General features: G+C 47.0%; 9 protein-coding genes. 5 read left to right on the top strand and 4 right to left on the bottom strand.

Going from position 1 to position 11,784, the window contains the following annotated elements; all coding sequences use genetic code 11:
• The first annotated feature begins 90 nt into the window (after positions 1-90).
• Both RA156_RS09380 and RA156_RS09375 read left to right on the top strand, forming a co-directional pair.
• Positions 91-2,520: an outer membrane beta-barrel family protein gene (locus RA156_RS09380; protein ID WP_306639690.1), complete on the top strand. Its 2,430-nt coding sequence runs from the start codon at positions 91-93 to the stop codon at positions 2,518-2,520.
• Between the two features lie 119 nt (positions 2,521-2,639).
• Complete coding sequence (locus tag RA156_RS09375) at positions 2,640-3,017, top strand: DUF2147 domain-containing protein (RefSeq protein ID WP_306639689.1); 378 nt, start codon at positions 2,640-2,642, stop codon at positions 3,015-3,017.
• 83 nt (positions 3,018-3,100) lie between these two features.
• Here the strand turns inward: RA156_RS09375 and RA156_RS09370 are convergent, their stop codons facing one another.
• The 3 genes from RA156_RS09370 to paaE all read right to left on the bottom strand — a co-directional run bounded on the left by RA156_RS09370 (position 3,101) and on the right by paaE (position 6,668).
• Positions 3,101-5,047 (bottom strand): amidohydrolase family protein, encoded by a 1,947-nt coding sequence (locus RA156_RS09370; protein ID WP_306639688.1) that lies wholly within the window; start codon positions 5,045-5,047, stop codon positions 3,101-3,103.
• 90 nt (positions 5,048-5,137) lie between these two features.
• On the bottom strand, positions 5,138-5,479 hold the full coding sequence (locus RA156_RS09365; protein ID WP_306639687.1) for a VOC family protein: 342 nt from the start codon (positions 5,477-5,479) through the stop codon (positions 5,138-5,140).
• A gap of 106 nt (positions 5,480-5,585) precedes the next feature.
• A complete protein-coding gene (gene paaE, locus RA156_RS09360; RefSeq protein ID WP_306639686.1) occupies positions 5,586-6,668 on the bottom strand; it encodes a 1,2-phenylacetyl-CoA epoxidase subunit PaaE in 1,083 nt (360 codons plus the stop codon).
• A 240-nt stretch (positions 6,669-6,908) separates the two neighbouring features.
• Between paaE and RA156_RS09355 the strand changes: the two genes are divergently transcribed.
• From RA156_RS09355 to RA156_RS09345, 3 genes are read left to right on the top strand one after another with little or no spacing between them, the layout of a single operon-like run.
• The gene (locus tag RA156_RS09355) at positions 6,909-8,810 is read left to right on the top strand and encodes an ABC-F family ATP-binding cassette domain-containing protein (protein ID WP_306639685.1); all 1,902 of its coding nucleotides are present in this window, start codon (positions 6,909-6,911) and stop codon (positions 8,808-8,810) included.
• A 9-nt stretch (positions 8,811-8,819) separates the two neighbouring features.
• Positions 8,820-9,266 (top strand): GNAT family N-acetyltransferase, encoded by a 447-nt coding sequence (locus RA156_RS09350; protein ID WP_306639684.1) that lies wholly within the window; start codon positions 8,820-8,822, stop codon positions 9,264-9,266.
• Complete coding sequence (locus RA156_RS09345) at positions 9,263-9,790, top strand: DinB family protein (protein WP_306639683.1); 528 nt, start codon at positions 9,263-9,265, stop codon at positions 9,788-9,790. Before RA156_RS09350 ends, RA156_RS09345 begins: the two co-directional genes overlap by 4 nt.
• A gap of 250 nt (positions 9,791-10,040) precedes the next feature.
• Here RA156_RS09345 and RA156_RS09340 read toward each other — a convergent pair whose 3' ends face one another.
• Positions 10,041-11,663 (bottom strand): T9SS type A sorting domain-containing protein, encoded by a 1,623-nt coding sequence (locus RA156_RS09340; protein ID WP_306639682.1) that lies wholly within the window; start codon positions 11,661-11,663, stop codon positions 10,041-10,043.
• Positions 11,664-11,784 lie beyond the last annotated feature (121 nt).

Raw genomic sequence — 11,784 nt, 5'->3', positions numbered from 1 at the left:
CCGATTCACTAATCACCACAACAGACCAACAAAATTGCATCGGGCGATTGCTCCGAAAGCCATACTCATGTCCAAACTAGACGCTAAACCATGAAAAACGTAGTTACTATTCTCCTCATTCTTCTAGCCATTCCAAGCGTGGCTCAGGATACTTTTCAAGTCACAGGAAAAGTCGAAGATGAACAAGGAAAGGCCATGGATCTCGCCATGGTGGTTCTCTTGTCAGCCAGCGATTCAAGCATTGTCAAGTCGGTTTACACCGATCAAGACGGGAGTTTTGTGTTAGGCCAAATATCAAGCGGTGACTATACCATCGAGGCACGGATGCTCTCTTACCACATTACCCGACGCTCTATTACCGTTGCTGAGAAGGATTTATCCGTTCCGACGTTAGTCATAAAAGCCAATGCCACAGCGATTGACATAGCGGAAGTAGCCACAGAAGTACCTTTCGTGGAGCGACAAATAGATCGTGTCATCGTCAACCCTGACGCTCTTCCATCGAATGCGGGGAGCAATGCCCTAGACATCATGGAAAAGGCGCCAGGAATCATTCTGAATAGCGATGGTTCATTACTGTTGAAAGGACGGTCAGGTGTTCAAGTTTATATCAATGACAAGCCGTCGTATCTATCTGGATCAGAGCTAGAGAACTACTTGCGATCATTGCCGACAGGCTCCATTCAGCGCATTGAAATCATGGAGAACCCACCAGCAGAATTTGACGCGGCCGGTAGTGGTGGAATCATCAATATTGTCCTCAAAAGAAACGCCCTACGTGGTTTCTACGGGAACTTCAATACAGGATACCGCCAGGGGTCCTATGCGAACAGCAACAACAATCTCAACGTGAATTACAACCGTGAAAAGGTGGGGGTATATGCCAGCGTGAATGCAGGTCTATGGGAGAACTACCAGGACCTGAACATCAATCGTTTCTACAGCGATGCGGAGGGTGTCTCAACCTCGAGCTTCAAGCAGAATTCTTTCATTAATCACGGTGGAAAGTACTTTAACGTGCGAAGTGGTATCGATCTCTATCCGTCAGATAACACCAACTTCGGTGGTTCTTTCCGCCTTAATATTAGTCCGACGACACGTTACACAGATAACACTTCCATAGTGGCGCAACCAGACGGAGCATTGATCCAAGAGGTGTTGGCCGACAATGACGAAGAAGAGACTTTCGATAGTCAGGCATACACGCTTTACTTTGCTCACTATTTAGATTCGCTCGGACAAAAAATCTCAATTGATGCTGACCTCGTTCGCTATCAAACGGACAATGACCAGGTCTTTAACAATTTCATTTATGATAGCACTGGGGTGTTGACTTACCAAGACCGCATCAACGGACAGCTTCCAAGTACCATTGATATTTATGCCGTGAAGGCGGATTACCGAAAGTCTCTAGGCGGGAGCGGTATGTTTGAGGCTGGGGTGAAATCAGCCTATACAGAAACGGATAATGAAGCCATCTATACCAACACTGTTGATGGCGTGACAACCCCTGACTATGGTCTTAGTAACCGCTTCTTGTACGAAGAGATGATTAACGCCGCCTATGTGAATTTTAGTAAGTCATTTGAAAAGGTAGACTTCCAATTGGGGCTGCGTGGAGAAGCCACTTCATTGAAAGGGAATCAACTTGGAAATGCGGAACAATCAGATAGTTCCTTTACCCGTGATTACCAGAATCTATTCCCAACCTTCTACTCAACTTGGAGAATTGATTCGGCAAATCACCACCTCCTTTCATTTTCCTACAGTAAGCGTGTCAATCGTCCGTACTTCATGGATTTGAATCCATTTATTAGTCCGCTGGACCGTTTCACCTTCTATTCAGGGAACCCGAATCTGCTGCCTACCTTCTCGAACAATTTCTCTCTAACCTACACCTGGAGGAGTATGATCAACGGTACTTTCAGCTACTCGAATACGATCGATGGTATCAATGAAACACTCGAGATCGTCGATGAGATCTACTATAGTCGACCAGGTAACATTGCTGATAGCCAAACCTTCTCATTCTCAGTTGATGGAGCGGTCTCAGTATCCAAACGCTGGCGTGTGAACTTCTACGGTGAATATGCCTACCTGACTTTTGACAGTCCGTTGTACAACCAACAACTCAATGCCAGTGGTGATTACCAATACCTCTCTCTGACGAACACCTTTGATTTCGGAAAAGGGTGGAAGGGTGACATTAGCGGGATTTACCGCAGCGACATGGTCTACTCGCAGCTCTTCCTGCGCAGCTTTGGAGGCATCAACATTGGTTTCCAGAAAGCGTTGTGGGACGGTAAAGCGAACCTGAAATGCTCTGTGAATGATATTCTCTTTACGCGTCGCGGTGATGGAATCATCAATAACCTCGAACAAACAGAAGCAGACTGGAACAGCGTTCGTGACACCCGTCGGTTCGCTCTGGCCTTCTCTTTCAACTTTGGTAAAGCAACGAATCAAAAGAATGCCCACCGAGGCAGTGGTTCTGATGAAGAACAAGGAAGGGTTAGGTAGGAACGCGGAATGCGGATCGCGGAACGCGGTGGGGTCTGCCTACCGCGTTCCGCGTTCTGCTCTCCGCAAACCTTTTCGTATGTTGCGGGCTTGTTTACTTAACCAATAAAACCAACCCCATGAAATTCTTACTCACCCTTTGCCTCTTCGCCATTTCAAGCATGACTTTCGCTCAGAGCGCAGATGATGTTGCTGGCTTTTGGAAATTCGCTGACGTTCACGAGAAAGAGAACCTTGATGCTGAATCTGTAGAGATGCTAACCGGTTTCTTCGGAAGCATGACTTTCCATTTTAAAGAAGACGGAACTTACAAGGCATTCATCATGGGAAGCGAAGACCTAGGGAAATGGTCTTATGCCGACATGGAAATCCAGATTGCTTCAGACAAAGGTGAAAATCAAACCTTGAAGCTTGTGGAGATAGGCGAGGATCAGATGATCGTTACCATTGGTCGCGGTACCTTTGTTATGGCTAGCGCCGAAGCGCCTAAAGAATAAAACATGGAATGCTGATCGTAGATCGCGGAACGCGGTGGGGTGCTCCTACCGCGTTCCGCGTTCTGCCTTCTGCGATCCTCTTTTCATCTCACCACGATCACTTTTTCTTTAGTGATAACGTTACCGTTCTCCGAATAAAGGACCACGGTGTACATTCCTTCTGACCAGCTTGTTACGTCTATTTGCTGGCTCATTGAATTGACCTTTATCGATCCAACTTGAGCACCTGAAGAATTCAGTATGGTAGCTGAGACTAGTCCGTTGACATGGGGTGGGATTTGAAGAGTCACGTAGTCGCGCGTGATACTTGGATTGATCCAACGCTTGGTTCTTACCACGGTGATTTCATCGATTCCGACTGGGAAACTTCCATCGTTGAATACCACTTCACCGCCGAGCATGGTCATCGTCACATTGGTTTGGGCAATCTGATTGACAGGGATGTCGAAGATGTCTTGGTCTACGCAAATGATATCTGCGTATTTGCCGACCTCAATACTTCCGGTGACATCTTCATGTCGCATCACGAACGCAGAATGAATCGTGCGTGCATCCACTGCTTCTTCAACTGTTGGGAGATTCTCGGGTGCACGCGTTACAGCGTTCTGAATAGAACGGAACGGGTTCATCGTTGAGACATCCCAATCGCTGCTGAGGGTGACTCTTCCATTGGCGTCGTATATAGAACCAATCGGGATGAAGGTCTCAGCGATCTCATCACCTACGAAGTCTGCATTCCATTGCCACTGATTTGGCTGAGTCCAGTTTGCTGATACTTGGGCGTCAGCAATGACATCCAATTCAGCGAAGCGTGAATACTCTACTTCGTTCATGAATTCAATGTGGGTCAGGCGATGGCGTGCACCGATGTCTCCATTGGCATTACGTGCGGCTTCAATGGCGTCTAAGGATTCAGCTGAACCTCTGTTGCCAATACTGTGAATGAAGAAGTCGTAGCCAACCAATTCAAGTTGCGTGATGTAGTCAGCTAAGCGATCTGGGTCGATGTAATTCGTTCCATTGGTGAATGGCCAACCGAAGTTGTAGACGTAGTCTTGATCAAGTGCAGCTGTCCCGTTCAAGCTTATTCCATCGATGTAACACTTGATTTGAGTGACGCGAAGCATGTCGTCACCTTCATCATACATATCAGTGAGGAGTGGGATCTGCTCTTCGTCAGCATCTTCGGCATAAATCCAAGGGGCTAGGACAACTCTGGCAGTGAGTTCACCATTGTCTTTAACCTCTTGCCAGGTCTCGATGTAGTTTCTTTTCCAGTAGGTTCTGCCTTCGACGATGCTTGTAATTCCTTGTTCAGCTAGCGCCGGAAGTCCGAAATTGATCAAACCTTCGTAGTTCGCTTGGTCAATGTCTTCGTTGGATGCAAGGGCAGCACCGAAGGCTAAATCACCCGCCGCATCAAGTAGAATTCCATTGGGGATACCGTTTTCTTTGACGATCAAACCGCCCTCAGGATCAGGAGTGTTTTCATCAATACTCAATGCTTCTAAAGCTGCACTGTTGACCCAAGCAGAATGCGAAGTCTCTTCCATCGCGACCACCGGAGTAGAAGGGAAGAACGAGTCCAACACCTCACGCGGATTCTCATCTGATTCCAACAAGGTGAGAATGGAGAATCCGTAAGCAAATATCCATCCGTTTGAATTGGCCTGAGGATCACAATCGGAAAGCTGCTGACCTAATTGAGTTGTCGACTGTGCTGCAGAGCTCAACGTACAATTCGACCCCGCACCAGAGCTTCCTTCGAGCAAGTGATTATGTACATCATGCATCCCAGGGAGAATGAGTTTTCCCTCAAGATCTACTGACAATGTGTTGTCTCCAATGAAGGACTGAACGCCATCATTGTCACCAACATAGACAAGAATTCCATCGTCAATAGCTAGGGCTTCCTCAAACCCTTGTTCAGCATTCGCAGTATAAATCTTCCCATTGTAAAGAACATAGTCAGCCACTTGGCCGAATAGCATCGAGGGAAGTAAGAATAAGATTGTTAGGAGGTTACGCATGGGGGAAAATAAGGAATTGTGGGCTTATGGCCTATGGCCTATGGCTTAAGGCCTAAGTATTTATATACTCATCAACTTACGCCTTACGCCTTACGCCTTGATTTCCGTCCAAACAGCAAGAAGATTCCCCACCGGATCAAAAAACTCAAATCGTCGTCCGCCTGGGAAGGAGAAGATTTCTTTGGAAATCGTTCCGCCATTGGCGAGAACAACTTCATAAATCTCTTCAAGATTGTCGTGGTGCAAAACCACGAGTGCTCCATTTACAACTTCACCGTCAATTTTTTCGAAACCACCTTCAACACCGCTCTTCGAGAAGGCAGTATAGCCAGGACCATAATCAGTAAACTCCCACCCGAAACAAGCAGAGTAAAAGGCCTTCACCTTTTCAAGGTCAGGAGAATAAAGTTCGATGTAGTGAATCGGTGTCATGTTGAATGTTGAATGTGGAACGTTGAATGTGGAACGTTGAAAGTACAAGACGAAGCACAGCCATACGCCTTACGCCATAAGCCCTACGCCTAAAAAGCTCCGCTTTTTACTGCTGATCAAAATCAACCACCACCTTCTCGGTCCTCGGATGTGCTTGGCAGGTGAGAATGAACCCGCGTTCTACTTCGTCTGGTTCAAGGCTGTAGTTTACTTCCATATCTACTTCTCCTTCAACAAGAAGGGCACGGCAGGTGCAGCATACACCACCTTTACAAGAGAAGGGTAGATCTGCTCCTTTGCCGAGGGCAGCGTCGAGAATGTTCTCACCTTCATATGGAAGATTGAAAGCAAGGGTGTTGCCGTCGAGAACTACTTCTACACTGGCTGTCTTGCCGTCGAATTCTGGTTTCTTTTCTGTAGCCTTTTTCTCTTTCAAGGCACCAGCTACGGGAGAGGTGAAAAGCTCAAAGTGGATATTCTCCTTCGGAGTTCCGAGCTCTTCCATTTTACTGCTTACAGCTTTGATCATCGGTTCTGGGCCACAAATGAAGACCGCATCAATTGCTGGAGCGTCTACAAGTACGTCGCAGAATTGGCCGCATTTATCGGCATCGATTCTACCTGAGAACATAGGAATGTCGGTAGGTTCTTGTGTCAACACATGGAAGATTCGCAGACGTGAAAGGTAGCGGTCCTTCAGCTCCTCCAATTCATCGCGGAAGATGATTGTTGAGCTTGAACGGTTCGCATAGAACAAAGTAAATGTGCTGTTCGGTTCTTTCTGAAGCGTCGTCTTAATGATCGACATCATTGGCGTAATCCCTGATCCAGCGGCAAAAGCGAGGTAGTCTTTATCGTTCGTTTCATCGAGCGGAACGTAAAAGTTCCCCATCGGTGTCATCACTGAAAGTTCATCACCGGCCTTCAATTCGTTGTTGGCGTAAGTACTGAATCTTCCGTCCTCCACTTGCTTAATCGCTACTCGCAATTCTCCTTCATCTGTTCCACTGCAAATCGAGTAAGAACGACGAACATCTTCGCCATTGATATCAGCGCGTAAAGTCAAGTACTGACCCTGAATGAACTGGTAATCATCTTTTAACGATTGCGGTACGTCAAACGCGATAGAAACAGTGTCTTCCGTCTCTTTGCGGACTTCAGAAATGGTGAGGGTGTGAAATTGCGGCATGATTCTCCTTTTGCAGGCCCCAAATATAGGAAGACTGAACCGTCCTTTGGACGTGGGCGGTAAGCGGTATGCAGTAGGCTGTATTTTTTCGTGGACCGTGGACCGTGGACTGTGGACCGAGGAAATAATAAGTTATGATTAATGATTTTTGAATTTTCCATTTATGGAAATATTCCGTCCACCGTCCACCGTCCACCGTCCACCGTCCACCGTCTACCGTCTATTCCGTACTTTCGCTCTGTGGAAGGAATCATCAACTACCTGTCAGTAGAAGGCGTGTCGCGACGCTTTGGGGAAAGACTCATTTTTGAAGACATCACTTTTGGTGTCAATAAGGGACAGAAAGTCGCGCTGGTTGCTCGCAACGGGACGGGTAAGACCACGCTGTTGAAGATTCTAACAGGAGAGGATACTCCTGATACCGGTAGCGTTACTTACAACAACGATGTGAAGCTAGCCTACCTCGCTCAAGAGCACGGACTCAAAGAAGAGCTGTCGATCCTAGGGAACCTTTTTGATGCAGATAACGAGATGGTAAAAGCCATTCGCGTCTATGAAGAGCTTTTGCTCAATGAAGCAGAGGCTGACCAAGATGCATTGCAAAAGGCGATCAATCGGATGGATCAAATGAATGCGTGGAACTACGAGGCGAATGCGAAGCAGATTCTCGGGAAGCTGAATATCCACGACCTGAACATGCAGGTGAGTACGATGAGTGGTGGAGAGAAGCGCCGCGTGGCGCTGGCTAAGGCGCTCATTGCTCAGCCCGACATGTTGTTGCTAGATGAGCCAACCAACCACCTGGATCTCGATATGATCGAGTGGTTGGAAGATTACCTCGCCCGCACCAATATGACCCTCTTGATGGTGACGCACGATCGCTACTTCCTTGAAGTGGTCTGCGATGAGATTCTGGAGATCGACGATTTGAAGATATACCGCTACAAAGGGAACTTCTCTTATTTCTTAGAAAAGAAAGCGGAACGCGAAGAGTTAGAGTTCGTCAACCGAGAAAAGGCTAGGAACTTGATGCGTCGGGAGTTGCAATGGGTTCGTACACAGCCGAAGGCTCGCACTACTAAATCGAAAGCGCGTCTAGGTGCATTCAAAGACCTGAAAAAGGCAGCCCATGTTCGCCTAGAAGAAGATGAATTGAAGCTTCAACTGAACCCGCACCGTTTGGGTGGTAAGATCGTGGAGCTCCATCGCTTGAAGAAACAATTCGGGGAGAAGAAATTGATTGATGGCTACGATTACATGTTCCGCAAAGGCGAGAAAATGGGAATCGTAGGTCCGAACGGATCAGGGAAAAGTACCTTCCTCAACCTGCTCACAGGTTCAGAAGAAGTGGATGGTGGAAAGGTGGTCATTGGTGAAACGGTGGTCTTCGGATACTACACGCAGAAGGGAATCAAATTCAAAGAAGGACAGCGTGTCGTTGAAGCCATCAAGGAAATTGCCGAGGTCATTCCATTGAAAGGAGGAGCAAAGATCAGTGCAGCACAGATGCTAGAGCGGTTCTTGTTCCCGCGATCAATGCACCATCAATACATCAGCAAATTGAGTGGGGGTGAGCGCAAACGACTTTACCTGCTCACCATTCTGATGGCGAATCCGAATTTCTTGATTCTCGATGAGCCTACGAACGACCTAGATATCTTCACCCTGTCTGTACTGGAAGATTACTTGCAAGATTTTCCGGGTTGCTTGGTTATTGTGAGCCACGACCGATACTTCATGGACAAGCTTGTGGAGCACGTGTTGCTCTTCGGAAATGAAGGCAAGATCAGAGATATTCCAGGGAACTATTCCGCGTATCGCGCCAAGATTTCTGAAGAAGAACGCCAAGCCAAAGCGCTGAACAAAGAAATCAAAGCGGCTCAGCCGAAGGTGGTCAAGAGGGAAGCGACCGATTCCGGCGATAAGCCAAAGAAGCTCTCATACAAAGAGAAGTATGAGCTCGAACAGATAACGAAGCGACTAGAGGAACTTGAAGTGTTGAAGTCAGGATTGGAGGAAAAGCTCAATGATCCTTCGCTCGATCACGAAAGGCTTTCAGCCGTTTCAGCCGAGCTGGGAAAAGTGATGTCTGAGCTCGATGAGAAGGAAATGCGCTGGTTGGAGTTGAGTGAGATTGCGTAGCTTGTCTGCGTGAAGTGGATCTCAAAACATTGGAACGAACTTTCGAAAGAAGAACTCTACGACTTTACCGTGCTGCGCATTGGAATCTTCGTGGTCGAACAAGATTGTCCCTATCCAGAATTTGATGGTAAAGATCAGCGATCAATACACTTGTGGTGCCTTGACAGCCAAGATGCCGTTGTAGCCTACTTGCGCATTGTAGAGCCTGGTGTGAGCTATGAAGAAGTATCTATTGGTCGTGTTGCTGTTCATGAACGCTATCGCGGAAGCGGCATTGGTCGTGAATTGATGGAGCGAGGCATGACGGAGATCGAGCGTCTATTCGGAAAAGTACCCATCAGACTGAGCGCACAGGAGTATTTAAGAAGCTTCTACAAGAGTTTAGGCTACACTCCAGTTGGCGATGGCTACCTAGAAGATGGGATTCCACACATTGAAATGCTATACACCCCATGAAAGATCAGATCAAACAACGTTGGAGCGGAATGGAAATGCAGAAAACGCAATTCCTTTCAAACCTAGAAGGCTGGAGTGAAGAAGAATTGCATTGGGCACCGGAAGGGGAGTGGAATGCCATTCAGATTGCTGATCACATCATGACCAGCGAATACGGAACGTTAGGCTACTTGATGAAAAAGACACAAGCTCCTGCCTCTGACATTCCCGTGGCCGGAAGCGATTCTGCTGAAGGTTCATCCGGACTAAATGAAGCATTGAAATCAGACAAGCAGTGGAAGGCACCGCCCGTGCTCCCTGATCCAAAAGATGAAATGAACTTCAATGAAATGGCCGGCAAGTGGAGCCACATCCGAGGTAAAATGCGCAGCTTCCTAGATGAGCTCAACGAAGATTACTACGACAAACAAATCTTCCGCCATCCCTTCGCCGGAAGAATGAACTTGGAACAGACGTTAGGCTTTCTAGAGCATCATATCGAGCATCACGTTCATCAGCTCAACAGACTGAAAGAGCGGATGTGAGCGTTCGGCCTGCGGCCTGCGCTGTATGTTGTATGCGGTATGCAGTATGCTGTATGCTGTATGCGGTAGGCTGTATGCGGTAGGCTGATTAGTATGGTTAGTTCGCCTTTGGCGATAGCATGATTAGTCTGTCCACTGTCCACTGTCCACTGTCCACCGTAAACAGCATACAGCATACTGCCTACAAAAAAAGAGCAGCCCTAAAGACTGCCCTTTTCTCGCTAACGGTAAGTATTCCGGATGATCCCGGTTATTCAACTATCAATCGTTTAGTTTCGATCTTGGTGCCTGTGGTGAGGCGGACTAAGAAAATTCCGGTACTCAAATCAGGGATGCTGATTTGATGGGTGGCGTTGGTACCGGGTACATCCTTCCGATAAACGAGTTTTCCTTCTAAGTTGTAGACTTCTAAGTGCGAAACTGTACCCTTGATTGTTTTAAGGCTTGCTGTTACTTGTCCTGCGGTTGGGTTCGGGAACAGAGATAGTCTTTGGTAAATCTCCGCGCCAATGTCGTGCGATGGAGATCCTACTGGAGCTGACTCAAGTGGAGAATCGCTACAGATCACTTCTGATCCGATCACATTTTGCATCGAAACAAGAAAGTCAGAGCTCAGACTCTCCATTTCCTCTCCTCTCAACTGGAGCTCTGGACTTCCTGTTTCAAATTCTATATTCGATACTTCAAATTCTGATGAAAAAGCGTTGTTGCACATGCAACGACCGTCTTGATTGACTTTGACCAAAAGACCACTGTAGAAGCCTTGTCCAAAGCTGCGTGACTCCCCGACAATGGCAAGTCCATCATCTGAAGTTTTTGCCACACCATGGGCTACTTCTTTATTGTCACCACCGTAAGCGGAGGTGTACTTGAGTACTCCATCATCATTAATCCAGAGAACAGAAAAGTCTAGTCCTCCCTGACCAAAGCTAGAGGAAGCACCTACTACGGCAAATAGATCGTTTTTGATGTATTCGATGTTTGTTCCATGATCATGAGAGAAAGAGCCATAAGTTTTTGCCCATTGGATAACCCCATCTTGATTTAATCTGATCACATAAATGTCGTTCAAACCAGCACCTTGACTATTCGTATCACCACTGACGAGCAAGTCGCCTTCAGGGGTCATGACAATATCCCATGCGAGTTCATTTTCAGCAAGGTTGAATGATCTTGTCCAGTCTAATTCTCCGGTTTCACCGCCAATTTTCAATAGAATCGCACTGTAATTGTTGGTGTCATCTGAGGTATGCCCCCACACGAAGATTTTACCTTCTGGACTGACTTCAATTCCTAATGGAACCTCGTACTGCTGCGATCCATAAACTTTGTTCCACAGAAGGTTTCCGGTGATATCAAGTTTTGATACGAAGATGTCGTAGTTCCCTTGATCATTGAATGAACTCGTTAAGCCGGTAATGACAATCTCTTCGTCTTCGGTGACTTTAATGTCGCGAATTTGTTCATCGGAAGCTTCACCAAGCACTGTGGTCCATATGACCTGTCCGTCGAGGTCCATTTCACATAAGAATCCATCTGGAAGCCCGGTTTCCGAAACCGATTGAGTAGTTCCTGCAATGAGCAGGTTGCCATTCGGGAGTTGGGTGATCTTCTTGAATGAATCACTGGCACCTCCACCGAGGGATTGTGACCATAGAATTTCGCCATACACACTGGTACGAATGATAACAGCGTCATTGCCACCTTGACCTGCTCCATTACTGAAACCGACCATGACCATGCCGTTGTCGTCTAATTGCAAAGCGTCTACTAGAAAGTCAACACTTTCTGTTGAATACACTTGCTGATACTGTTGAGCGGAGACTGTGGCAGATATTGCTATGGCTACCACAGCTAGAATTGATTTATACATAGTTCGAAAGATTAGGTTGATACTCGATCACTTAGGGTTACGCCGGTGATAAAGGGAGGTCTGTGGGATTGTGTATGATGAAAGTGTCAGTGAAATTCCCTTGATCTGTAGGGCATTTCCT

Source organism: Sanyastnella coralliicola (assembly GCF_030845195.1).
In the GTDB taxonomy this organism is placed as follows: domain Bacteria; phylum Bacteroidota; class Bacteroidia; order Flavobacteriales_D; family Sanyastnellaceae; genus Sanyastnella; species Sanyastnella coralliicola.
Note: the sequence above shows the minus strand (reverse complement) of the source record. Positions and strands in the feature narration are given on the sequence as shown.

Bases quoted from the DNA above. Each gene is read 5' to 3' on its own strand.
- RA156_RS09365 (WP_306639687.1), bottom strand. From the start codon at position 5,479: ATGACACCGATTCACTACATCGAACTTTATTCTCCTGACCTTGAAAAG.
- RA156_RS09375 (WP_306639689.1), top strand. From the start codon at position 2,640: ATGAAATTCTTACTCACCCTTTGCCTCTTCGCCATTTCAAGCATGACT.
- RA156_RS09370 (WP_306639688.1), bottom strand. From the start codon at position 5,047: ATGCGTAACCTCCTAACAATCTTATTCTTACTTCCCTCGATGCTATTC.
- RA156_RS09340 (WP_306639682.1), bottom strand. From the start codon at position 11,663: ATGTATAAATCAATTCTAGCTGTGGTAGCCATAGCAATATCTGCCACA.
- RA156_RS09345 (WP_306639683.1), top strand. From the start codon at position 9,263: ATGAAAGATCAGATCAAACAACGTTGGAGCGGAATGGAAATGCAGAAA.
- RA156_RS09380 (WP_306639690.1), top strand. From the start codon at position 91: ATGAAAAACGTAGTTACTATTCTCCTCATTCTTCTAGCCATTCCAAGC.
- paaE (WP_306639686.1), bottom strand. From the start codon at position 6,668: ATGCCGCAATTTCACACCCTCACCATTTCTGAAGTCCGCAAAGAGACG.